General features: G+C 68.4%; 20 protein-coding genes. 11 read left to right on the forward strand and 9 right to left on the reverse strand.

Annotated elements, in window-relative coordinates:
* The 6 genes from HMPREF3165_RS01830 to HMPREF3165_RS01855 form a co-directional block, all read right to left on the reverse strand.
* The gene (locus HMPREF3165_RS01830) at positions 1-1,002 is read right to left on the reverse strand and encodes a DUF58 domain-containing protein (protein WP_003787794.1); all 1,002 of its coding nucleotides are present in this window, start codon (positions 1,000-1,002) and stop codon (positions 1-3) included.
* A 23-nt stretch (positions 1,003-1,025) separates the two neighbouring features.
* Positions 1,026-2,372 (reverse strand): AAA family ATPase, encoded by a 1,347-nt coding sequence (locus tag HMPREF3165_RS01835; RefSeq protein ID WP_070510440.1) that lies wholly within the window; start codon positions 2,370-2,372, stop codon positions 1,026-1,028.
* A gap of 213 nt (positions 2,373-2,585) precedes the next feature.
* On the reverse strand, positions 2,586-3,503 hold the full coding sequence (locus HMPREF3165_RS01840; protein WP_070510442.1) for an LmeA family phospholipid-binding protein: 918 nt from the start codon (positions 3,501-3,503) through the stop codon (positions 2,586-2,588).
* A gap of 16 nt (positions 3,504-3,519) precedes the next feature.
* Positions 3,520-4,353 (reverse strand): FHA domain-containing protein, encoded by an 834-nt coding sequence (locus tag HMPREF3165_RS01845; protein WP_020991959.1) that lies wholly within the window; start codon positions 4,351-4,353, stop codon positions 3,520-3,522.
* A 99-nt stretch (positions 4,354-4,452) separates the two neighbouring features.
* The gene (locus HMPREF3165_RS01850; RefSeq protein ID WP_070510444.1) at positions 4,453-5,877 is read right to left on the reverse strand and encodes a hypothetical protein; all 1,425 of its coding nucleotides are present in this window, start codon (positions 5,875-5,877) and stop codon (positions 4,453-4,455) included.
* The gene (locus tag HMPREF3165_RS01855; RefSeq protein WP_070510446.1) at positions 5,874-6,740 is read right to left on the reverse strand and encodes a PP2C family protein-serine/threonine phosphatase; all 867 of its coding nucleotides are present in this window, start codon (positions 6,738-6,740) and stop codon (positions 5,874-5,876) included. The genes HMPREF3165_RS01850 and HMPREF3165_RS01855 overlap by 4 nt, the downstream gene beginning before the upstream one ends.
* A gap of 412 nt (positions 6,741-7,152) precedes the next feature.
* Here HMPREF3165_RS01855 and HMPREF3165_RS01860 point away from each other — a divergent pair, with 412 nt between their 5' ends.
* From HMPREF3165_RS01860 to HMPREF3165_RS13145, 4 genes are all read left to right on the forward strand, one after another.
* Entirely contained in the window at positions 7,153-8,454 is a 1,302-nt protein-coding gene (locus HMPREF3165_RS01860; RefSeq protein WP_020991960.1) for a variant leucine-rich repeat-containing protein, read from the forward strand.
* A gap of 115 nt (positions 8,455-8,569) precedes the next feature.
* On the forward strand, positions 8,570-9,823 hold the full coding sequence (locus HMPREF3165_RS01865) for an MFS transporter (protein WP_070510448.1): 1,254 nt from the start codon (positions 8,570-8,572) through the stop codon (positions 9,821-9,823).
* Between the two features lie 147 nt (positions 9,824-9,970).
* Complete coding sequence (locus HMPREF3165_RS01870) at positions 9,971-11,242, forward strand: glycosyltransferase 87 family protein (RefSeq protein ID WP_070510450.1); 1,272 nt, start codon at positions 9,971-9,973, stop codon at positions 11,240-11,242.
* A 562-nt stretch (positions 11,243-11,804) separates the two neighbouring features.
* Entirely contained in the window at positions 11,805-12,359 is a 555-nt protein-coding gene (locus tag HMPREF3165_RS13145; protein WP_141744991.1) for a hypothetical protein, read from the forward strand.
* Positions 12,360-12,672: 313 nt separating this feature from the next.
* Here the strand turns inward: HMPREF3165_RS13145 and HMPREF3165_RS13150 are convergent, their stop codons facing one another.
* Positions 12,673-13,938, reverse strand: a complete 1,266-nt coding sequence (locus HMPREF3165_RS13150) for a hypothetical protein (protein WP_141744992.1) — start codon at positions 13,936-13,938, stop codon at positions 12,673-12,675.
* Positions 13,939-14,336: 398 nt separating this feature from the next.
* Here HMPREF3165_RS13150 and HMPREF3165_RS01875 point away from each other — a divergent pair, with 398 nt between their 5' ends.
* The 4 genes from HMPREF3165_RS01875 to HMPREF3165_RS01890 all read left to right on the forward strand — a co-directional run bounded on the left by HMPREF3165_RS01875 (position 14,337) and on the right by HMPREF3165_RS01890 (position 18,176).
* Positions 14,337-15,677 carry a hypothetical protein gene (locus HMPREF3165_RS01875; protein WP_176746984.1) on the forward strand — a complete coding sequence of 447 codons (1,341 nt, stop codon included), beginning with the start codon at positions 14,337-14,339 and terminating at the stop codon, positions 15,675-15,677.
* A gap of 188 nt (positions 15,678-15,865) precedes the next feature.
* Complete coding sequence (locus HMPREF3165_RS01880) at positions 15,866-17,128, forward strand: App1 family protein (RefSeq protein ID WP_070510453.1); 1,263 nt, start codon at positions 15,866-15,868, stop codon at positions 17,126-17,128.
* 241 nt (positions 17,129-17,369) lie between these two features.
* On the forward strand, positions 17,370-17,699 hold the full coding sequence (locus tag HMPREF3165_RS01885; RefSeq protein ID WP_070510455.1) for a hypothetical protein: 330 nt from the start codon (positions 17,370-17,372) through the stop codon (positions 17,697-17,699).
* Positions 17,700-17,858: 159 nt separating this feature from the next.
* Entirely contained in the window at positions 17,859-18,176 is a 318-nt protein-coding gene (locus HMPREF3165_RS01890) for a protoporphyrinogen oxidase (RefSeq protein WP_070510457.1), read from the forward strand.
* A 46-nt stretch (positions 18,177-18,222) separates the two neighbouring features.
* Here HMPREF3165_RS01890 and HMPREF3165_RS01895 read toward each other — a convergent pair whose 3' ends face one another.
* A complete protein-coding gene (locus tag HMPREF3165_RS01895; protein WP_070510468.1) occupies positions 18,223-19,002 on the reverse strand; it encodes a trimeric intracellular cation channel family protein in 780 nt (259 codons plus the stop codon).
* A 239-nt stretch (positions 19,003-19,241) separates the two neighbouring features.
* On the opposite strand from HMPREF3165_RS01895, the gene HMPREF3165_RS01900 reads away from it, so the two are divergent.
* The 3 genes from HMPREF3165_RS01900 to HMPREF3165_RS01910 all read left to right on the forward strand — a co-directional run bounded on the left by HMPREF3165_RS01900 (position 19,242) and on the right by HMPREF3165_RS01910 (position 22,249).
* A complete protein-coding gene (locus HMPREF3165_RS01900; protein WP_070510459.1) occupies positions 19,242-20,156 on the forward strand; it encodes a cation diffusion facilitator family transporter in 915 nt (304 codons plus the stop codon).
* A 65-nt stretch (positions 20,157-20,221) separates the two neighbouring features.
* Positions 20,222-21,133, forward strand: a complete 912-nt coding sequence (locus HMPREF3165_RS01905; protein WP_176746985.1) for a copper homeostasis protein CutC — start codon at positions 20,222-20,224, stop codon at positions 21,131-21,133.
* Positions 21,134-21,427: 294 nt separating this feature from the next.
* On the forward strand, positions 21,428-22,249 hold the full coding sequence (locus HMPREF3165_RS01910; protein WP_070510461.1) for an alpha/beta hydrolase family protein: 822 nt from the start codon (positions 21,428-21,430) through the stop codon (positions 22,247-22,249).
* Positions 22,250-22,318: 69 nt separating this feature from the next.
* Here the strand turns inward: HMPREF3165_RS01910 and HMPREF3165_RS01915 are convergent, their stop codons facing one another.
* Complete coding sequence (locus HMPREF3165_RS01915) at positions 22,319-23,872, reverse strand: hypothetical protein (protein ID WP_256274764.1); 1,554 nt, start codon at positions 23,870-23,872, stop codon at positions 22,319-22,321.
* Between the last annotated feature and the right edge of the window lie 228 nt (positions 23,873-24,100).

Consider the following 24,100-nt stretch of genomic DNA (forward strand, 5'->3'; position numbering starts at 1 on the left):
TCACCGCCTCCCTCTGGCCACGGCGGCGCGCTCACGCTGGAGGAGCTCGGCGATGGAGTCGATGAGCGTCTCCTCGGAGGAGACGACGCCGTACTCCAGGTGCCGGGCGTCGAGCACCTGCTCGACGCTGGTGCGCCACTGCTCGCGCACCACGGCCGCCTGAGCGGCCAGGTAGGAGTCCGCGCGCAGGAAGGCGGGGATCTCGAAGGGCAGGTCGATGTCCCGCCCGCGGCCGCCGTCCGGGCGCAGCGGGTCGTCGTCCTCGATCTGGACGACGATCATCTCGTGCTGGATCGACAGGCGCCGCAGCCAGGTCGCGGCGTCAGGGCCGGGGTGGGCGGTGTCGGTGATGAGGATGACCAGGCTGCGGCGGCGGTGCCAGGTGCTCACCCGCTCCATGAGGCGCGGCAGGCTGGAGGGAGGGGCCCCGGGGGCCAGCTCGAAGACGCCGGGCGCCCCCTCAACGGGAGCGTCGAGGTCCTCATAGGTGCGGGCCAGCAGCGCCAGCAGGGTCTCCACGTGCTTGGCCCCGGAACGGGCCGGGCGCGAGATCATCCGGCCGGCGTCACCGGCCACGAGCGCCACCGAGTCCCCCCGCATCCGGGCCAGGTAGGCGAAGACCTCCGCCACTCCCAGGGCCAGGTCGCGCTTGTCCTCGCCCGAGGGGGTCATCGCCGCCATGGTCCGGCCCGTGTCCACGGCCAGCACCATGGGCATCATGGACTCGCGCTGGTAGCGCTTGATGACCGGCTGCCCCAGGCGGGCCGAGGACTTCCAGTCGATGTCGGAGATGTCGTCGCCGGGCCGGTAGAAGGACATGTCGTCGAAGTCCTGCCCGCGTCCGACGAACACCGACTTGTGGCGCCCGTCGAGCAGCCCCGTGGCGCGGCGCAGGGTCGGCAGACTCAGAGCTGCGCGCAGACGCTCGATCCGCGAACCGCGCCGGCCCTCGCCGGAATCGGACTCGGGCGCCCCGGGAGCGCCGTGTACCTCCGTGCTCATCGCTGTGCTGGTCCCCACCGGGCTCAGGGCGTGGGGACGGCCGCGAAGATGGCGTCGATGATCGCCTCGGGCGCGACTCCGTCGGCCAGGGCGTCATAGGTGAGCACCAGCCGGTGGCGCAGCACCCCGTGGCGCAGCAGGCGGACGTCGTCGGGGATGACGTAGGTGCGTCCCTCCTGGAGGGCGACGGCCTGGGCCACCTTCATGAGCGCGATGCCTCCACGGGGGGAGGCTCCCACGCGCACCTGCCGGTCCAGACCGGGCACGGGCCGCGGTCCTCCGCCGCGGGAGGTGTTGATGAGGGCGACGATGTACTGCTTGATGACGGGATCGACGTAGACCCGCTCGGCGGCCCGCTGCAGCCACTCGACGTCGTCGGTGGAGATGGGCCGACCGGTCACGGGCTGGTCGAAGGTCCCGTTGGAGATGCGGTCCAGGACGTCGGCCTCCTCGGAGGGCCGCGGGTAGGTGAGCACCTCCTTCATGAGGAAGCGGTCCATCTGCGCCTCGGGCAGGACGTAGGTGCCCTCCTCCTCGATGGGGTTCTGGGTGGCCAGGACCATGAAGGGGTGGGGCAGGGGGTAGACGACGCCGCCGATGGAGGTCTGGCGCTCCTGCATGGCCTCGAGCATGGCCGACTGGGTCTTGGCGCTGGAGCGGTTGATCTCGTCGAGCAGGACGATGTTGGCGTGGACCGGCCCCAGCTGGGTGGTCATCTCGCCGGTGGAGGAGTTGAGGATCTGGGTGCCCACGATGTCGTTGGGCATGAGGTCGGGCGTGCACTGGATGCGCCGGAAGGAGCCGGAGACCGCCGAGGCCAGCGTCTGGGCGGCGGTGGTCTTGGCCAGGCCCGGCACCGACTCCAGCAGGATGTGCCCACTGGACATGAGGGCGGTCACCAGGGCCCTGCGCAGCTGCTCCTGACCAACGACGCGCTGGGAGAAGATGTTGGCCACGGACTTGAGCAGCTCGCCGGCGCGCTCCACGTCGGCGTCCCCGGCGCCTCGACGGCTGGAGGCGGCCCGGGCCTCGCGGCGCAGCGTCTCACGGGACGGCAGGGGGCCGGTGTCGACCTTCTCCTCGGCCGGCGCCGCCGGTCCGGAGGGGTAGCCGGGAACCGTCATCCTGGATGACGTGGTCGGCACGGAGCCGGCCCCGGCGGTCTGCGGGTCGATCTGAGGAGGGACCGAGGGTGGCTGCTGCGTCGAGGCCGCAGTCCCCTGCCCGGCGGAGGAGCCGACGGGCTGACCGGCCGCTCGGGCCGCCGGCTGACCGGCCGGCTGGCCGCTCGACTGACCGTACTGCTGGCCACTGCCCCAGCCACCCGGCTGACTGCCGGGTTGGGCGCGGTGCTCGGGCTGCATGCTCATGGTTCTCCTCGCTCAATTCTGGCTTGATTCCTCGCGCCACGTGCTCGCGCCTGGATAGGCGACGCATTGGCAGGCTATACGAGCCGGGGCCACCTGTGGCGCGAGCGACGGGGAAGTCCTCCCCACAGCACCGGAAGGCCTCCACTTTTCACCGGATTCGCGCCACTTTGAAGGAAATGTGAGACGAGTCGTCATGGGGTGGCCGCCCCGCGATCAGAGCTGGCCGAGGTTCACCCGGCTCCCGGCCAGGCTCAGCCGGAGCCCGTCATCGGTGACGATGGCGCTGGTCGGACGCAGCCCCGACGGCAGAGACTTCGCGGGGATCGTGATCTGCGGGGAGTCCAGCCCGACATAGCTGAGCATGCTGTCCTGCCCCGTGCCGACGTCGACGCCGAGGGTGTTCCCGCTCATCCGGGTGGAGGTGATGGTCAGGATCAGGCTGCCGTCGGCACCCAGCGACGGGGCGATCTCGGCCTCACCACTCAGACCGAGCACGGACATCGAGGCCTGGATGCCTCCCGGATCCTGGGCGCTCGTCCCGGTGCGCTTGGCCTGAAGGGTAATGCCCTTGAGCTTGGGGTGCGATGCGGCGGCGAGCGTGGCCACCTGCTGCCAGCTGACGGTGCCCGACGCCGCCACCGTGTCGGTCTGATAGGGCTTGTGCAGGCTGATGTGGCTCAGATCGACATCGACGTCGCTGAGCGTGACCGAGGCGTTGCTCTGCCCCTTGGAGGTGATCGTCAGGCTCGGGGAGTCCACGCTCAGACTGTCCAGTGAGCCGCCGACGACCTGACTCAGAACGATTCCCCTGGTGGCGATCCGGGCGTCCGGACTGAGCCCCGGCAGGGCCGAGCGCACGGCGGAGTCGACCTGCCCGCGCACGAGGTACTCCGCCCCGACAGCCCCGGCGCTCAGGATGACGACGAGCACCACCAGGACCGCCACCCACCGTCGAGCGCGACGTCGACCGGCAGGGTGGGGGAGGTCATCCTCGAAGAACTCCTCCTGCGAGAGGTCGTCCTCCTCGGGATCGTCCGCCAGGACCTCATGGAGGAGGGCCCGATCGGAGAGCTCCTCCTCGGTCGCGTCATCCTGCACCCGAGGCGAGTCCGCGTCACTGTGGTGACTCATCGCTCCTCGCGTCACGTCATCGCCTCGGCGCCGACGGCGAGCTCTGGGCCACCGGGGCGGTGCTCACCGAGCGCTCGGCCGTCTGGTCGGCGGGGGCCTGGTTGGCGGCCCGCTCCTCGTCAAGCATGTAGAGGTCCTCGGCGGTAACCATGAGAGTGGACACGGCGTGCTCCACCAGGGCGGTACGCCGGTTGGAGGCGGCTCCGGCCACCCGGCCACCGCGCAGCCCGCGCACCCCCACCCGGTCGAGCTTCTCGCAGACGTTGTCGAGCTTGCGGTTGAACTTGGTCAGCGGCCAGCCCAGGCGCGCCGCGGCCGCCGCGGAGGAGGGGATCTCAGCGGCCCCGGTCCCGGCCCGTTTGAGCACCGGCTCGGACAGCGCCAGGACGAGCAGCAGCTGGGAGCGGGTCATCGGAGTCACCCCGATGGTGGTCTGGCCGGAGGACTGGCGCACGCCGTCGATCCCGGAGAAACGGTCCTCGCCGGAGGTGATGAGGTTGATCTCGTAGGTGGTGGGGCCTGCGGAGAAGGTGAGGATGACCCGCGGGAAGACCAGCGGCATGCGGGCCCCCGGGGCCAGCCGGGACTGGACCAGCCCCTCGCCGTCGGTCAGGGTGGCCGACAACCGCGAACCCTCGTTGGCGATCCACCAGAGGTTCTCGGAGTGGGCAAAGACCAGGAAACGGCGGTGGAGGTAGGGGTTGTCGTCGATATCGAGGTCTCCGCCTCGGCCGATGACGAAGGTGTCGGCCGGAGCGACCCGGTGAATCTCTCCGGAGAAGTCCAGGACGAGCTCGTCGGGCTGCTCAGGATCGACCTCCGGCATCTCCGTCCACGTCAGGTCGCTCATGAATTCTCCTTCCACGGTCCCGGCTCATGATCGGCCGGGTCCAGTCTCGCTGAGATGCCGGAACCGCACCGGCCAAGCACAACCACTCGGACAGTGACCTCAGCCACTACGGAGCCTCAGCCACGACGGCGGATCGATACGGAGCGTCACTCCGTCACCAACATCCATGAGGTCCCCCATGAAGACCGGCGTCGGCATTCCCGATCCCAGCAGGACCGGCGTCGCACCGGGGCGAGCCAGGACAGTGCCGTTGGACGAGCCCAGGTCCTGAGCCAGCACGCTCCACCCCGAGGTCGTGAGCATGAGGTGGGAGCGCGAGACCATGTGCTGCGGGCTGGCCACCGGGACCAGGGCCACGATGTGCGGATCACCCCCGGCCTGCACCTGGGGGGCGCGTCCGATGACGACGTCGCCGGCGACCTCGACGGCGGCGCCGGTCGACAGGGTCAGCGTGGCCAGAGCCGGCCGGCGCACGTAGGAGGTCACTCCCGGCAGGGGCTGGGCGCAGATCAGGCACTCCCGGAGCTCGGGAGGATTGGGGTGCCCCTGGGGGCAGATCGAGGCCCGCACCGGGGGCGCCGCGATCAGCGCCGCCTCGGAGGCGGAGACGACCTCCGTGTTGGGCAGGGCCTCCAAGGGCTGGGGCTCCCGGACGGGCTGGGGCTGCTTGCTCTTGGAGTTGTCCGGCGCCGTGGGGGTGTTGGCCGTCGGGCTGCCGCCCGAGCTCGCCGAGGGGGCGGTGGGGGCCCGGTGGGCGCCGCGGCGCCGACGCCCCGAGCCGGGCTCCGGCTCGGGGTAGTCCGGGAACGGGCTCACGTCGCCGGTCTCCAGGCCCTCCGCAGCGGCCTCAGTGGTCTGCGAGAGCTGCTGCTGCGGCTCGACGGGGTCGTCGGGGTCCTCCCAGACGCCCGTCTCCAGCAGCTCGGGAGCCGAGTCCGTGGAGCTGTTGGATTCGGCAGGAGTCGCAGCCTCGGCGGAGGAAGGGGCCTCGTCAGAGGAAGGGGCCTGGGCGGGGCAAGCGACCTCGGTAGGAGAATCGGCCGCGGCGGGAGAAGGCACCTCCAGGGGCACCGGCGCCGGCTGCGGCTCCTGCTCCTGCTCCGGGGCAGCCTCCTGGGGCGAGCCGGAGATCGGGGAGATCGGGGTGATCGGTCTGAGCAGCGTGGTCTCGTCACTGGGCTCGGCCGGGACGATCCCGCTGGGCTGCGGCGCCATGGACCGCAGGTCCGAGCGCCGCAGCGCTGCGGCCCGCGAGGGCGCGGCGTCCTGGGGGGAGGGCTCGCTCAGTGCCGCGGGGGCCGCCGGCCCCACCGTCGGCAGGTAGGTGCCGCCCAGGGCCTGCAGGACCCGCAGGCCCGTCTCCACGGAGACGCCGCCGGCCTGCGAGCCGGCAGCCGGGTTGATGACGGCGGTCCCGTCAACGCCGTCGACCCGCAGAGCACCGTCCGACAGGCGCGTCAGCCCCTCGGGCAGCGGAATCCGCTCGCGTGGCAGGGATGGGGAGGGAACCGGGGAGATCGTCACTGCGCCCCCTGACTGCTCGCGCCACCGGGGCGGGACGGGTGCGCCGTCGGCGGAAGATCCGGCACCTGGAGGGCGTCGACGACGACAGCGGTGGTGTTGTCATGCCCTCCGCCCTCCAGGGAGGCGGCCACGAGGAGCTCGGCCGTGCGCTGCGCCGTGCACCCGGCCGCCAGCACGGTGGCGATGGCCTCGTCGTCGAGCTCGTCACTGAGTCCGTCGGAGCAGATGAGGAGTCGGTCCCCGGCGGCCACCGGAACGGTGTAGAGGTCCGGGACGCCGGAGTCGGCGATGCCACCGCCCAGCGCCCGGGTGACGATGTTGCGGCGGGGGTCGCGGCGCGCCTGCTCGGGGGTGAGCTCACCGGTCTCGATGAGAATCTGGACCCGGGAGTGGTCGCGGGTGACCTGGGAGAGCATGTTGTCGCGCAGCAGGTAGACCCGGGCGTCCCCGATGTTGAAGATGACCCAGGTGGGACGCGTCACCCCCTGCTCGTCCGGAATCCAGGTCAGGATGACGCCGGCGATCGTCGCGCCGGGCAGGTAGGCGGCGTGGGACGGGATGGCGATGATCGCCTCCTGCGCGGCCACCACCGCGCGGACCACCGTGTCGATGTCGGTGATGGTCGCCCCGGCCAGGGAGTACAGGGAGTCAAGGGCCACCTGCGTGGCCATACGGCCGGCGGCGTGCCCGCCCATGCCGTCGACGACGACGAAGGCCGGAGCGATGGCGAGGTAGCCGTCCTCGTTGATCGTCCGCAGGCGCCCCACGTCAGTGGCCGCACCGACAACGACCTCCGAGGCCCTGATGCCGTCCTCACCGCGGATCACGATGGCATCGGCATCAGCACGAACGTGCTCGGTCATCGGCTCCCTTTCACTTGCGTCGCGTGCACTCCCCTAGTAAACCCCAGCACCCCGTCCGGAACCACCGCGCCACCGCCCTGATTCCACCATGTGGGAGCCCACACCCGATCGGAGGCCGGCGGCGCCGGCCCCGCTGCACCCGCCGAACGGGCCTGCCTCACCGCCGCGGTCGGCGACGATCCGCCGTCGTCGGACACTGACGAGCTGCGGCCGTGACCCGTCAGGCAGTCGGATTCACGGTGTCCTCAGGTAGTCTTCCAACGTGGCCGGCTGACCGACCCCTATGCCGCCGAGGTGGTACTGCGTTCCCTGACTCGGTATCACGGGCGGCCCGACACCCGACCCGCGACGGCCCCAGGTGCCGGTCACAACCTGGACCGACGTCGTTTTCCCGACCCTCGAAGGACCCAGCATGTCTCAGGCCAAGGACGAGCTTGTCGCGCGAGCGCAGGATCCCAATGCAGAGTTGGAGACCCTCCACCAGCTGGCGCAGAACTACCCCGGCCTGCGCCCCTACATCGCCGCCAACCCACGCACCTATCCCGCCCTCCTGGAGTGGTTGGGAACCCTGGGTGACCCCGCGGTCGATGCAGCCCTGGCCTCTCGCAACAGCCAGCCCCAGTCAGCGCCGTCGGCGCAGTCGGCGCAGTCATCGCCGCAGCTGGCGGTGGTCTCACCCCCCGGCGCCCAGCCGAGCGCGCCGTCGGCCAGGTCCTCCGAGGCCCCCACGCAGGTGACCCTGCCCCGTTCGCTCCAGCCCGGCAGCGCGGTCTCCGGCGCCTCTGCGATCTCCGCCACCAGCTCGAGGAGCGCCGCGAGCGCACCGAGCGCCTTCAACGCGGCCGGCGCGAACACGCAGGTTGACGGCTTCCAGGCCGCAGGCGACCCGACCGTCTCGGTGCCCACGTCCCACCCCGCCCAGGCGGTGGCCTCCCAGTCACCGGCCCGGCCGGTTCAGCCCGCCCTGCAGCAGACCTTCCAGCAGTCCGCGAACGTCTCTCAGGCGCAGAGCCCGGTCATTCCGGCTGCCGTGCAGCAGGCCCCCGCAGTGGCCGGCGACGACGGCGTCTTCGGCGTCGGCACTGAGGACGACGACTCCGAGGCCCCGTCCTCCTTCCTGACCTCCAACCGCATCCTGCTCATCCTGGCGCTCCTGGTGGCCACCGTCCTGGTCTTCCTGGCGACCTGGTACCTCTCCGGGGGCAGTGACAAGGGCTCGGCCGCCGACTCGGGCACCGAGGCCCCGGCCGACTCCGGCCAGGCCGCGGCTCAAGACGGCGCCTCCCCGGCCTCCCAGTCCGCCTCCCCCTCGGCCTCGGCCACCCCGAGTGCCTCGGCGACGCCCACGCTCAAGGCACCGGCGCCCGCCAATGCTCAGGAGCTGTCGGCCTTCGACGCCCCCAGCGGCAACATCAGCTGCACCCTGAATGACAACAACCTCACCTGCGTCATCAACGAGCACGCCTCGACCGCTTCCTGCCCATCCTCGAAGCCGCTGACGGTCACGATCGGCACGGACGGGAAGTCCAGCCAGAGCTGCGGGTCCACCTTCTCCACCAAGGGCGTCAGCCTCAGCTACGGCTCCGCCGCCAAGAACTCCACCTTCGCCTGTGAGTCAGCAGACTCCGGCATGCAGTGCTGGAGCCAGGTCACCGGTCAGGGCTTCATCCTCAGCCGCGAGAGCGTGACCCCCACCACCCACCGCAGCAACTGATCCGTTTCACCCCAGGTCGGAGCCCCGCCCGCCGGGGCTCCGACCCGTCCTATTCCTCTGAACTTCCTCTGAACTTCCTCCGAGCCGCACCTTCCAGCAGCGCACGACGTCCGACATGGCCACCTCCTACCGAACGATCCTCATTCACCCCGGCGCCCGCTCCTTCACGAGCGCCGGGCTCATCGCCCGTTTCCCCATGTCCATGGTGGGGATCTCCACGATCCTGGCGGTCGAGGAGCTCTACGGCTCCTACACGGCCGCGGGCCTGGTCAGCGCCGCGAACTTCGTAGCCATGGCCATCGGGGCGCCGATCCTGGCCCGCTGCGTCGACCGCTACGGCCAGTCGCGGGTCATGCTGCCCGCGGTGCTCGTGTCGTCCTTGAGCCTGGTGGGGCTGGCCGGCGCCGCCGCCGTGCACGCGCACCTGGGGATCCTGGCCGCCCTGTCGGCCCTGGCCGGCGGCCTGGCCGGTTCCATGGGCTCACTGGTGCGGGCGCGCTGGACGGCGATGCTCACCCGCCCTGAGGAGGTTCACGCGGCCTTCTCCCTGGAGGCGGCCCTGGACGAGGTGGCCTTCATTCTCGGGCCGGTGCTGGCCACGGCCCTGTGCACGACGCCGTTCCTGCCGGTGATCTCGGGCTGGGTGTGCTGCGTGGCGATGCAGCTGGTCGGGGGGCTGTGGTTCCTCGGCCAGCGCGCCACTGAGCCCGCGCCGCACCCGACTCGGCCGCGGCGCACCGCCGAGGCCGCCGAGCAGTCGGATCAGACCGCGGCGCACCCACCGGTGATGCGCTACGGCGCGATGGTGTCCATCGCCATCGTCTTCCTCATCCTGGGGGCCCTGTTCGGGGCCAACGACGTCGCCGCGGTCGCCTTCGCCACCGAGGCCGGGCACAAGTCCGCCTCGGGTCTGGTCCTGGCGGTGTGGGGCGTGGGCTCTTTCGGCGCAGCCCTCCTCTACGGCTCGCGCACGTGGGGATGGCCGCTGTGGAAGCAGCTCATGGCCGGGCTGGTGGGGCTGGCGGTGGGGGCCTCGACCTTCGGTTTCGCGCCGAGCCTGGTGGTGCTGTCCGTCCTGGCCCTCCTGACGGGGCTGGCCATCGCCCCCACCCTGACCAGCGGCAACAACATCGTGCAAGTGACGGTGGCCCCCTCCCAGCTGACCGAGGGCCTGGCATGGGTGAGCACGGCCCTCAACATCGGGGTCTCGATCGGGTCCCTGCTGGCGGGGCAGGCCACCGACGCCGGTGGCTCGCGCGCCGGGTACCTGGCGGTGGCCGCCTTCGCCTGGGGCGCCGTCGTGGTTGGTGTCCTGGGGCTGCCCGCGCTGAGGCGAGCGCGGACCAGCGGCTCGCTGGGTGGTCACTGAGCGTCCTCGGCGGGCGACTCAGTTCCCAGCGTTCTTGGTGACTCTTCTACACTCAGCACGATGCCGATCGCAGGAAATCCACAACACGCCCCCCTTCCCTCCCAGTCGGGCACCGGCCCCACGGGGCACCCCGGCCGTGGGAGCGGGATGCCTGCCGCCCGACCTCCGCGGCTGGTGGCGGCCACGCGCGCCGTCGCCTCGTCGCCCGTCGTCGCCGCTTTGGGATGGCTGGCCCTGCTGGTGCCCGCCTACTGGTCCCTGGTGGATGAGCACGGCCAGTGGCTGTTCAAGCTGGATTCCTTCGTCTACTACGAGGCCGTCCGTCAGTGGCTCGACGGCGGGGACCTCTACAGCTGGTACGCCAACCCGGGCCAGCACCTGTGGCCCTTCACCTACACGCCCCTGGCGGCCTGGGTGATCTCGCCCCTGACCTGGATGTCGTACCAGCAGGCCACCGTGCTGCTGATCGTGGCCACACCGCTGTGCGCAGCCGTGACCGCCTACGCGGTTCTCAGGCGGCTGGCCGTCGCGCCCCGGATGGCACGCAGCCTGGCACCGTGGCTGGCGCTCATCGGGGTCATCGCCCTGGAGCCCTTCCCCAAGACCATGGAGTACGCGCAGGTCAACGCCATTCTCATGGCGCTGGTGGCCGTGGACCTGTTCCTGGTTCCTGAGCGCTCGCGCTGGCGCGGGGCCCTCAGCGGCCTGGCCGCCGCGATCAAGCTGACGCCGGCGGTCGCGATCCTGGTGCTCCTGGCACGCCGGGAGTGGCGGGCGGCAGCCACTATGGCGGGCAGCGCCGTCGGACTGACGCTCCTGGCCGCCCTGGCGGCCCCCGCCGAGTCCTGGGAGTTCTTCACCTCGGCCATGTGGGATCCGGGGCGCGCCGGTTTCGCCGACTACTCGGGCAATCAGAACCTCAAGGGCGCGATTGCCCGGGGGCTGCCGGAGTCCGCCTGGAACCTCACCTGGGCGGCGTGCTCCCTGCTCGCCGTGGCGGCGGCCTGGTTCCTGTGCCGACGGCTGGACCGGCTGCGGGGAGCCGGCGGCGCGGCCGGGGGTCCCGGCCAGGACGACGGCCTGATCCTGTCCCTCCAGATCAGCGTGGTCATGGTGCTCGGCCTGCTCATCTCCCCCATCTCCTGGTCGCACCACTGGGTGTGGTGCCTGCCCGTGCTCATGTCGGTCGCGGCGGCGGCCTGGCGCTGGCGCTCGACCGCGCTCGGCGTGGCCGGCGCCGCCGGGTTCCTCGTCTTCGTCCTGGCGATGCAGTGGTGGTTCCCCGAGCAGAACCACGTGGAGCAGAACTGGCCCGTCTGGGCCAAGGCCGTCGGCTCGAGCTACACCTGGTGGGCCCTGGGCTGCGGGGCCGTCCTGTGGTGGGCGAGCGGCCGGCGACTGAAGGCCTCACGCCGCTGAGAAGCGCTGGGAGGCGCTCGCGTTCGTACCGTAGGTCGCGCCTTCGAGGGGTAGAGGGTACGAACCGGCGGCCTACCCTACGAACGCGCGGCGCTTCATCACTGTGCTGTCTCCTCACTTCTGAGACACTCGCTCGGGCGGCGACCTTGGGCAGGCCGGTGGCCTTGGTGGCGAGGGCGGGCCAAAGGGAAGAGGTCTGGCGGGGCATCGGTGTCCACAGCGCTGACATTAACCCCGAATCGGGACTGCACCCCGGTGAAGAACCGCAGGATTCCAACGATCCCCGCCGGGTGCTTCGACGGCAGGCTCGCTCATGTCAGCGCTGTGGACACCGGCGACCTACCCTACGAACGCACGGGAGCAGCCCCACCCTGCAGCGGCACGCCTGCGGGCAAAATGCGGCCCAACCACCAGGGGAGTGAAGAGCGCGTACGCACCTAGTCAGGTGCCGAAAGACTGACGTGGGTCTACTGCGCAAAGTAGAAAGAGACGTATATTATTACGGATACTTACAAGAGCCGCCCGGAACTCATTAATCGAACGTTCCCGAAGGGATGACACTATGCGTCAGAAGATTCGTTTTCTCACCAGAACTCTTGGCCGCCGCGAGACGCTCAAGTACCTGTCGATCGCGACTATAGGCGCAGCAATCAGCCCACTCACTGGCTGCTCTGGAACAACACTCGCCTTTAAGAAGTTTGCCGTCGGTAAATGGGGAATTTCTTTCGACAATTTGCCCGACTGGAGAGACGCCGTCCTGACGGTTGGCGATGGAACCTGGGACCTGAAGGCGAGAAAAGACGACGCGCCATATCGAACCGGTCATGGAGCATGGGTTATGTCTGGAACATCTGTGACTGTGACAGAAGAAGGAGAGGAGAGGAACTTTGTATATGAATATCAAGATACCGCTTCAGGAATCCCCAAAGAACTAGACACCAAAGACATGCCGGAGTCGTTTACTTGGGCTCACGGAACTGACGAAGAGGAGGATAGGAAAAGTCGATTCAAGTTCTCTGTTCAGTGGGATCAAGAAGAGCAAACTTTAACATTAAGACAAAATGAAACACCATCACGGGAAGCATTCTCACTTACAGCCAAGAAGCGCAGAAAGTAGCGACCTATATGCAAATACACCGGATATTGAGTTAGTTCAATCAAAACCTCCCACCGATTAATACAGGCCACCCCAAAGTCTAACCTGAAATCAGAATACGACACCTCCAACTTCGACGAAATCGAGACTCGGAGAAAACTTCGGCCACAAACGAGAAGCCGAACAAGCCTTACCGTCGACATACAGCCCTAGGGTTAACCACATCGCAGCAACCATCGCGCAGTGACTGGTTCCACTCCACACGCTGATGTACATCACCCAAACTCGCGACCTGACAACCCAACCTATCAAATCCCGGTTCATCTTGAACAACTCAAGCTGAAGTTGAGTCATGCGACCGGGCGCCACCAAGCATTGATAGGTAACGGAGGCTGACTGCCGACCGCCCTGGGGAACGGCGACCTCGCAGCCACTCGTAAATCACCGTCGCCACCGAGGCCGCTCCAGCGATTCCCGCAGGCATAGCACCACCAGGAACAGCCGCCGCAACTCCGATAGCCGCATGTACGGAGTTGCTCCGGATGATTTCGCCGAAACTTCTCTTCCGAACCTCTGCATTGAGCTCGCGAGCACTTTCGCGCATAGCATCCTCGAATGATGCGACAGCTAAGTTAGTCGGCATCCCCGAATTCTCCGAGACTTCTAAACGATCAAGTCCCTGACGAACGTCGTACCGAAACTTGGAAAACGCATCCTCCTTGCGGATGCTCAACGCATCCTTGACAGTAAGCCTCTTTGGGTCCAAGTTCGGAATCTCCCCAAGGTCAAGCCGTCCACTATGACGACCTGGACCGATATCGCCCTTAATACCAGCCGAGACGACTTCAGTGAACAAGCGTCGCTCAAGGGCCCCCTTGAATGCCAGGTCACACGCAGGGTCAGAAGCGACGACGGCAAACTGCCACGACACCTCGATCAGCGCTGCGCCGAGCATGACGACGAACGCCTCAGCTTCGTCAATCGACCTCGGCGCTGGGATGGAGATACCGAAGCGCCGATAGAGTTCCTGAACCTCCAACACATATTCGGCAAATAGCCCCGGAGAAGCGATTCGAATGTGTCCGGCAGCCTCCACGAAGTTAGTGAATACCCTCATGGACGAGTCCACGCCAAACACCTTGAGCACCGCAGTTCGCACGTCGTCAGACAAATCGGGACGCACGGAAGTGGTTCGAAGAACCTTCGCGTCTATAAGCGGCTCAAGCTCTGCAAGGTCACGCGTCACAGCTGTAAACTTCTGTAAAGCAGCAAACACGCCTTGCTCTCGGCGGACGCGTTCGAGCGCAAGGATGGGATCTGCAACTACAAGTCCGTCGTGTATCAGCATCATGGTCAGCGCCCTTTGGAGAACCCCCCTCCCCGACCCTCCGACGAGGGCCCGGTCAGCGAAGGTGTGATGGCTGACGAGTGGCCAAATTTCGCCATCCTTGACAGCAGGTGGTTGCTGTGGACGCGACCTCCAAAAGTCGAGGATCAGCTCAAGATCTCGTTCTCGAAGTGTCAGTCCCTCATCCACAACTTCTGACGGCATCCTGTTGAATACATGAAGGTATGCCTCGTTGAGATTCGGCTGAGCCATCTTCCTATCCTCCATATCTTGATAGCCGCTGACTTGCTATAATGTCATATTACCCATCGCATCACTCGCCCCGATCGCCCAGAGCGGACCAGTTCTGGACTGGAGTGCATGTTAAGGAATCGTGAGCAGGCAGGAGGAAAACTGCTCCGCTATCAACGTACCGACAGGTGAACAGTTAATATCTCTGAGTCCCTGCTCCGAGAGCCGCCATGGATCCGTCGAATGTGACCTGCAGCCCTCGTCGTACCGCACAGGACTAGAACGTCTGAGGGCGGTCGACACATCTGCGATCCAGGCCCCGGGAGCCTAGACTGGTTACCGCTCCCCTGAAGCCCAGCACCGAGACTCAAGGGCGCTACACACGATCACGGTGACTTGGATCTCAGAGAAGGAGCGTTATGCCGTCTGAACCAACTCCCTTGTGCCACGGCAATGGCCCTGAAGACGACAGAGCGTGTTTAACCTATCACAACTGCAGCAGCACTGTCCCAGAGGACATTACTAACGCCGGCACCAGCAGCCAACTGACTGAATCGACTGGGGAAATCTACTGGGGGCTCGCTCGGCACGATGAGAACTACAAGACCCTGTTTGGTGATGCACGACAAGCACTTGCTCTGCTGCCTGAGCTAGAGGACGTAGCCACTTCGCTCCTCCCCAAACCTACCGTGGTTGCAGACATCCCATCGTTCCTCCAGGAACAGATCGACAGTGGGGAACTCGGTTTCCAGGTTGACCGTTCAGGTGATAATCTCGCGCACCTGGTCGATCAGAATGGGCGGATACGTCACGTTCTACGGCTCGACACGAAACACCTCGCCCCGGAGTTGTCGCAGGCGTGGAACAACCTCCGAACCAGGGCCATGCAATTCGAGATCATGAGGGGACTGCGTGAAATCGAGGAAGCTGTCTCCGAGGTCAAGGCAGGGCTTCAGGATGACCGTCTTGCTCTCGTGGACAGCGCGTGGTCACTCATCGAGCAAGCACACCACGTATCGGACAGCGAAAACCGCAAACTTCTGCTCAACCAAGCCCTGGACAAGGCCGTCGTAGGGCAGGACCAAATCACCCGATCCATCGCCCGCGATCTTGCCAACCTCAATAGGCACAGGGAACGTGGGGGTCTGGGGTTTCTGATGGCCGAGGCGACGACTGCAATCCAGTCGCAGATGTCTTTGACTGAGAAGAACGCGGAGTGCGCCGAACAGGTCGTGCGTGCGGTTGCGGCGCTGGAGAGCGCGACCCGAGCAGCCGCCCTAGTACACATGCATCACGGCGAGCAAGACGCCGCAAGGACAACACTCAGCCAGTTCCAGAACCTGCTCAAAGACCTACACCTGGACAACGATGCCGCCATCACAACGCTCAGCTCATTCGCTCATAAGGACCAGAAGCCGCACCTTGCCAAAATCCTCTCGTCTCATACTCGTGCGCTCGAGATCTGCGGAGCGGAGACCGAGCCTCCCCTGATGCTGTCTCCCGGAGGTGCAAGTACCGACACGCCAACAGATGCGGAGGAGTCTGCCGACAGCTGCGTCGCCGTGCCGACATGTGACGAGTGCGGCAGGGACATCGAGACTGGCGCGGCCCTATGCGCCTACCACCGGGGCAAGAAACGAGAGAAACATACGCGCCGCTTCGCGGTGGCGGCGGGTCTTACGGCAGTGGCGGCCAAGAAATACGGGCCCATGGCCCTGAAATCCGCACGTATGGCAGCAAAAATTGTGGCTCGATCATAGGAGCCCCGAACGGCTGCCGCCCCTTTTTCTGAGCGTCTGAGCGGCGCGTAGTCCACCTGGCGTCGTCTTGTCGTCGGAGCGCCTCTATATGCCACTGGGCGGCGTGTCGTGACAGAGCCCGTCCCCATCACCCCAGAAGCCCTTCGCATCGGCCCCCTTGGAATCGGCCCGTCGTCTAGGATCCAGGGGTGCCCCTCTCCGACATCGCCCGCGCCGTCGAGGACCGGTTCCATCGCGATACCGTCCCGGTCCTCAAGCGTCAGGGCTGGCGCCCCCGCGTCATTCCCTACGACGGATACGGCACCAGCGCCCCGGCTCAGCCCGGCCCGACGGCGCCGCAGCACCAGGACACCGCGGCCCAGCGCAGCGCGGCCGGAGTCCACCGGCGCCCCGCCTCAGCCTCCCGCAGAGCCTCCTCCGACTCCTCCCAACCCGCCACGTCCACCCGGCCCGCCCCCATGGCCCGGGTCCTGGCCCGCATGGTGATGCGTCCCCAGGACGCCCCCGCCGAGGGACCCCTGTTCCGCTCCCTGCCCGACACTCTTCCCGTCAGCGCCGCCCAGGCCCGCAGCTTCGCCATGACCGGGCTGAGCGACGCCCAACGCGGCTGGCGTCTGTTCATCGAGGTGCCGGTGGCCTTCCTGCCGGTGACGGTCCACGTGGGTCGGGCCAGTGTGCGCACCCGGGCCGACCGCAGCGGCTACATCGACGTCGTCGTGCGCGATCACGGCCTGGAGCCCGGCTGGCACGAGGCCAGGATCGAGGCGATGGGGGCGCACGCGGTCGCCGCCAAGGTCCTCATCATCCCCGAGGGCCCGCGCCTGGGCATCATCTCCGACATCGACGACACCGCCATGGTCACGCACGTCCCGCGCGTACTCGTGGCCGCCTGGAACCAGCTCGTCAAGTACTCCTCGGCGCGCGAGCCCGTCCCCGGGATGGCCGAGCTCTACTCGCGCATCCAGGCCGCCCACCCGGGCACCCCGATGATGTACCTGTCCACCGGGGCCTGGAACGTCGTCCCCACCCTGCGCTCCTTCTTCTCCCGCCACGGCTTCCCCTCGGGGCCCGCGCTCATGACCGACTGGGGGCCGACCAACACCGGCTGGTTCCGCTCGGGCATCGAGCACAAGCGCACCGAGCTGCGCCGGCTCATGATCGACCTGCCCCAGATCACCTGGATCCTCTTCGGCGACGACGGCCAGCACGACCCACACATCTACGGCGAGGCCGCCCGCCACCACGCCGACCGGATCGCCGCCGTCGCCATCCGCCGTCTGACCGCCACCCAGCAGGTGCTCGCCGGAGGGCTGACCGCCCACCCCATGGGCATCGGGCCGGAGGCCCGGACCCTGGCCGAGGCCGACGTGCCCGTCGTCGTGGGCGCCGACGGCTACGAGCTGGCCCGCCTCCTGCCCCGCGAGCTGCTGGAGGCCGCCCCGCGCCGCTGACGGCCTCACGGCGGCCACCGCTGAGAGCAGGCCGTTTCCCGGCCGGCCCCTCCATGCGGCATGTCTCACGCAGACCCTTCCACCAGCCTCGATCCCCGCCAGCATGCGGATCGGCCCGCAGCCTGCCCGGTTCACAGGGACGGCACAGGCCCGCCCTACACGGACGACAGGCCCCGGCGGTTACCTGGGTTCATCGGGGCAGACGCCCCCGTTCCCATCCCCAACGAACAGGAGGAATCAGATGTCCCCCTTCTCCACAGACTCCACCGGTCCGGCAGAGCCCACCAGCCCCACCGGCCCGAACGGCCCTACCAGCTCCGCTGCCTCGACGGCCGCCTCGTTGCGCCGCCACGCGATCCTGGCCGACCTCAACCTGCTGCAGGTGGCCACCCTCATGGGCACCGGGCTGCTGGTGACGCTCGGCGTCATCCTGGGCGGCCGCTCCTACATCACCACCGTCACACCGGACGGCCTGATTGCCTCCCAGCCGAGCGCCCACGGCACCAGCGTCCAGGACCCCGCGGCGGGCTCGATCCCCTCCTCCGGCGACTCCTCGGAGAATACTGTGTGATTCCAGGGGCGAGGACCGCGCCAGCCCCGCAGCGCCCCCGCGCGTGACGCTGTGGGCGATCACGCGGGCCACGAGCCCCCTTCACGTCAGTCGCCCCGGCCCCCGGCCGGTATGGTGATGGCTCACCCAGCAGTGCTTCCTTCAAGCTCAGGAGACGATATGGCCGGCAAGATCCCCTTCATCCTCGGACTCGGCGCGGGATACGTGCTCGGGACCCGCGCGGGGCGCGCCCAGTACGAGCGCATCAAGACCGCGGCCTCCAAGGTCGCCGAGCAGCCCTTCGTGCGCACCCGGGTCGACGCCGCCTCCAGCCACGTCAAGCAGGCCGTGCGCACCCAGGGCGAGGCCGTCACCGAGAAGGTCGCCGACGCCGTCAAGGAGCGGCTCTTCGGGGCTCCCTCGAGCAAGAGTGGCGCGCAGTCCCAGCCCGTCGACGCCGGTCAGGCCAGCGTGCGCCCGGTCGGTGAGAGTTCCTGAGGCCGCCTCGAGGCCGGCTGAGCCCGGCTAACCCCTTAGTCCGCCCCTAGCCCTGCTCGGGCTGCTGGGAGGAGGTGCCCTCCTGCGCCGTCTGCCCGCCGCGGCCGCGCCAGGAGGGGGCCTTGAGCGGCCCCATCATGAGCCCCCGGCGCCAGCCCACGAGCGCGCCGTTGGCCTCGCGCCGCCCGGCCCGGCGCCGTTCCCGGTCGGAGATGACCGGCAGCTGCCAGGAGCGCCAGTAGGCGAGCACGCACAGGCCCGCACCGACCACGGTGGACACGAGCATGGCGTGAGCGTCGGCCACCCCCGCCTTGACGGCCACGACCTGGGTGCCGGCGGCGATGAGCGCCGGGATCGCGTAGAGCTTGTTGCCCCCGAAGACGGCCGGGGTCTCCCCCACCGCGACGTCGCGGATCATGGAGCCGCCGATGGCGGTGAGGCAGCCCAGCAGGAGTGCCGGCATGACGCCAAGCCCATAGGTGAGGGCCTTCGAGGCCCCGGTGGCGGCCCAGCAGCCCAGGATGACGGCGTCGGCCACCACGAGCAGGCGCCGGGTGGGCCGCGAGGTCAGCGGCACGAACCAGGCCACCGTCGCCCCCAGGCAGGCCGTGTAGAGGTAGTAGGGGTCGGTCAGAGCGAAGGGCGGGCCGGCCTGGATCATGACGTCGCGCAGGATGCCGCCGGCGGTGGCCGTGAGCATGGCCAGGACGACGAAGCCCACCAGGTCGAAGTTCTTGCGCCGGGCGATGAGCCCGCCCAGGATCCCGTTGAGCAGGACCCCGCACAGGTCCAGCAGCCGGAAGGTGTCGGTCAGGGACGCCGGCATGTGAAGCGTAAGGGAAGAGAGGTCCAGCACCCCGGTTGCCCGCCTTTCGCTCCTGTCATGCTCCTGTCACGGCGGCTGTCCCGCCGTCGATCCCGGTGTCGGACCGGCAGCCCGCCGCTACCGGGCACCTTAGTCCACGGCGCAGCGTGGGGCGGACACCCGACCGCCGCGGACCGCGCGTTGCGGCGACACGAAACCTCGGGTGGTCAGGGCGCTGAGGCTCGCGCCATGATCGGGGCGTGTCCTCCCGCTACTCACCCCCCAAGGACCTGAGCCGCTACGCGTGGCTGTCCATCGGTGCCGCACTGGCCACGATCGCTCTCAAGGGGGCCGCGGCCTGGCTGACCGGCTCCGTGGGTCTGCTCTCCGACGCCGCCGAGTCCGTGGTCAACCTCATCGCCGCCGTCGTCGCCCTCATCGTGCTGAAGATCGCGGCCAAGCCGGCCGACGCCGACCACCAGTTCGGGCACTCCAAGGCCGAGTACTTCTCGGCCGTCGTCGAGGGCGTCATGATCTTCGTGGCCGCCGCCGTCATCATCATCTCCGCCATCGAGCGCCTCATCGACCCGAGGATGCCCGAGCAGCTGGGGGTGGGTCTGGCGGTCTCGGTCATCGCCTCGCTCCTCAACGGTGCGGTGGCGTGGGTGCTCTACCGGGCCGGGCGCCGCGAGCGCTCCATGACCCTGGTGGCCGACGCCAAGCACCTGGCCACCGACGTCGTCACCTCCGCCGCGGTCCTGGTCGGGGTGGCACTGGTAGCCGTCTTCGGCTCGGCCGTGCTCGACGCCGTCGTGGCCCTGGGGGCCGGGCTCAACATCATGTGGACCGGCTTCACGCTCATTCGAGACTCGGTGGGCGGTCTCATGGACATCGCCCCGTCCGCTGAGGTGCTGCGCACCGTGGAGGAGGTTCTGGCGCGCCACCGCCAGGTGGGCATGATCGACTTCCACGCGGTGCGGGTGCGCGAGGCCGGCAACCGGCGTTTCATGGAGCTGCACGTGCTGGTTCCGGCGGCCTGGAGCGTCAAGAAGGGGCATGACTTCACTGAGCAGGTCATCGACGAGCTCATCGAGGCCGACACCAGCCTGCGTATCTCGGCGCACCTGGAGCCCATTGAGGACCCCAAGTCCTACGAGGATCTGGAGGACATTTAAGAACTCCCAGGTCAAGTCGGTTTCCATCATCGTGCGGACATGTCAGACTCAGCCCCATGAATGCAATGAGGCTCACCGGCTCAGCACCGTCGCTGCGTCAGCACACGATCACTGCTCCCGTCCCCGCCTGGCGTCACCCCGACCACGTCGTCCTGGAGACCTGTGTCGAGGACGTCGAGGGCGTGAGGATCTCCGCCCGGGCCGGGGCTGACCGGGCCGAGCTGGGCGCGAACCTCACCGCCGCCGGCACCACCCCCTCGATCGGCACCATCGAGGCCGCCATCTTCGCCGCCGCCGAGCAGGTCGAGCAGCGCCGTGCCCAGGCCGGCGCCCACTGGGCGGAGAAGCCCGAGGCCGCCGCCCCCTTCGGCCTGCGGATCCTCATCCGTCCCCGGGGCGGGTCCTTCGTCTACAACGCCGATGAGGGCCGGGCGATGATCGCCGACGTGCGGCGCATCGCCACCCTGGCCCTGGAGATGGCCGAGTTCACCCGCCCCCAGGCCACGGGCGGGGGGCGCACGACGCTGCCGCCGGCGGTGGACCTGGGCTTCGTCGTCGGTGCCCTGACCGAGGACGGCACCATTGACCGCGGCCTCGTGCGCCTGCTGGTCGACATGGCCAATGGCGCCCCCGTCACTTTCCACCGGGCCTTCGATCAGTGCCGCGACACCGTCGAGGCCTATGGGGACCTGGAGGGACTGGGCGTGCGCTACGTCCTGACCAGTGGGGCGGCCCAGACCGCGGCCGACGGCGCCTCGGTGATCGCCGGACTGGTGGCCAGTGGCGGGCCGACCGTGGTCGCGGCCGGGGCCGTGCGCCCCGACGGCCTGGTCGACCTGGTGGAGTCCACCGGCGTGCGCGAGGTCCACATGCGCTGCCCCCGCGAGGGACTGACCCCCGACGAGCCCCAGCGCACCGATGAGGCCCTGGTGCGCCGCGCCGTCGAGACGGTCCGCGCGGTGCCGCTTCCCGCGTAGCTCGGCAGCCCCGCCCGTCCCTGCCCTCCTCCCGCCCGACGGCGGCGCTGAGGCCGGATGCGCATCCCTGGCGACTCGGGGTGCGCACCCGGCCTGGCACCCTTGTCACTCTCCTCGGCCCTTGGTCCCCGGTCCGGCATCCTCCGTTAGCGGAGAATCCTCACGGTTCGTAGATATCTACAGCCCGGCGAGCGTCCGGAGGTCTCGACGCCTCCGTCACGCTCGAAGCGCAATCGGAAGAACTACCGATGCATCCCCCATGCTCACCCCTATTTTCTGTCTTAGGTTGACCCCATGAACGACGTCCGCATCGATACCCCACGCGGGATCACCCTGGCCGGCACCCTCCAGCTGCCTGCCGGAGCCGCCCCCATCGATCTGGAGGTTTCTACGACGTCGGAGGACACCCAGCCCCCACAGGCGCGACCTGAGGGCGTGGTCCTGCTGGCGCACGACTTCCTCACCGACCGTCACGGCCAGGGCGGGCGCCTGGACTGGATCGGTGCCCGTTACCGCGAGGCGGGTCTGGCCACGCTCAACCTGGACTTCTCGGGTCTGGGTGAGTCCGACGACGACGTCATCACGCTGGCGGGCGAGGCCGAGGACCTGCGGGCGGCCTCCAGCTGGCTGGCCGGCCTGGGCTTCACCCGGCAGATGATCCACGCCAACGGTTTCGGGGCGACGGCGGCGCTCCTGGCGAGGCCCGAGCACGTGCGCACGGCGGTTCTCGTGGGGGCCATCGTGGGGCCGCAGTCGATCCTGTGGGAGGAGATCTTCTCCTCCGAGCAGCTCGATGAGCTCGCCCAGCACGGGCTGACGCGCCTGGTGGATGACAATCCCAACTCCCGCGAGTGGAACGTCCTGTCCAAGGAGACGCTGGCGGACTTCTCCATGCAGGATCCGCAGCGCACCCTGGCGGACCTGCCCTGGCCGGTGCTCATGGTGCACGGGGTGCTGTCCAACGAGCTGCCCGACACCGCTGAGGCCACCGCCGAGGGCTTCCCGCTTCTGCCCGATTCCAGCCAGATGGTCCATGTCCACGCCGAGTCCCTGGAGCAGGCCCAGGAGGAGGTCGCCCGCTTGAGCGTGGAGTGGGCGCAGCGCCGCCTGCGCTGAGCGGCCGCCCGGCTCCTTGTGCCAGGCGGTGGCATCGCCGTCGGCGTGCGCGAGGAGGGCCGGGGCGGATCAGGACGGACGGTAGGCCTTGACGGCACCGTTCTCCTCGAAGGTGATGAGGAAGTCGCCTTCGGGGCTGTAGCCGGCCCAGTTCCCCAGCGGGAGCGGTATGGGGCTCTCACCGGTGGACATGTCGACGAGGTGCAGATCTGTCTCAGCCTCGCTCTTGTGCTCGAAGAAGACGCCGATCTCCCCGTCTCCGGAGTGGTGGACGCCCTGGATGGGCACGCCCTGGCAGCCGCCGACGCCGGGGAACTTCACGGACAGCGAGTTGTCCTCACCGAGGTCGATTCTCTGGCCCGCCACCGTGATGGACGTGCACTCCTTGTCATCCTTGTTGATCGAGTAGGTCGACGGCGCCCAGGAGGTGTCACCGTTCTTGAGCCAGGCGCGCGCCTGGTCGAGGGTGAAGTCCTGGGGCGACCACGGGTAGTCGGTGAAGTCCTCAGGAACGCCTACATCAAAGGTCTCCTTGACCGAGCCATCGGGGTTGATGAGGGTCACGGTATCGGGCCGCCCCGAGGACGGGGGCTGGAGGTCGAAGAGCATCCAGCCGTTCTGCAAGGCAGTGGGCGAGGTGGACATCGAGGCGCCCTCAATCGGGGAGGCCTGACCGGTGTTGAGGTCGACATGCAGGTACTGCGTCTGCCTCCCCCAGAAGATGCTCGCTACCGCATAGTGGTCGAAGCGGGGCGAGATGGTGGCGTTCGCAGAGCCGGGGTCGTCGAAGGGGAGCTTCTTCTGCCAGAGGCGCTGCTTGGAGGAGGACCACATGGTGCAGGTTGCGCCTTCGCAGGAGATCGCCTTGTCTGCGTTGATGGCGACCGAGGCCCCCGCCTCCCAGGGAGCATCCTCATGCTTCTGGGAACCGAGGTCGACGAGCTTGCCTGCCTCGACCAGCTTTCCGTTCCATACGTCGAGGGAGTACGACTCGGCCTCTGACTCGAAGTCCTCCTCCCACAGGAGCTTGGGAGTCTTGCTCGTCAGTGAGAACACCTCGACATGCACCTGACTGTCTTCGGAGACCGCCCGGATGACATAGTCGCCGACGTGCTCGACCGAGACATGCCCCTCACGGCCGGGCTCGTTCTTGGGGGCATCGAGAGCCCAGACCTCCTCGTAGCCCTTGGCCCAGGCCTTGGTCCAGCCCGATGTCGGCTTCTTCAGGTCAGCCCGAGCCCCGCCTCGGACATGCAGCCACCAGTAGGCTGCTCCCCCTCCGGCAACCGCGAGGACCAGCACGACCACGACCGCCACGATGACGGCGGTGCGCCGTCTGCGCTTGGGCGCCCCGCCGTCGGGGGCGCCCGGATAGACCGGACCTGCCTGGTACGACGCCGGCGCCCCTGTCGGGAGGTAGGGAGCCTGGGCCGGCTGCTGCATGACCGGCTGACCGGGAAGGCCGCCCGCCGCAGGCGGATTCTGCCAACCCACCCCGCCCTGAACGCCGTCGGGAGCCGGGACGGCCTGAGTGGCTTGAGGTCCGTAGGGAGGCTGAGGCCCGCCAGCACCGTGTGGGAAGGGCCCCGAGGAGTGGCCCGGCCACTGGGGAGTATCCGTCATGTCGGTGAGTATTTCACGCAGGGCCCCCACCGGCTCGGCCTTTGACAGGAGGTCCTGCCGCAGGGTGATCGGGCGAGGGGGCGCGCATGGGGGACAATGGGCCACCTATGGAACAGGGCGAGCATCTCACGCAGAACCAGGGCGACGATCACGCCGGGGGCCATCGCGGCCAGCAGGACAGCGACCTCGGCGCGCGCAGCACCGAGAGCACTCAGGCGCCCGCTGACG

The organism is Actinomyces sp. HMSC08A09 (assembly GCF_001807465.1).
Taxonomy (GTDB): domain Bacteria; phylum Actinomycetota; class Actinomycetes; order Actinomycetales; family Actinomycetaceae; genus Actinomyces; species Actinomyces oris.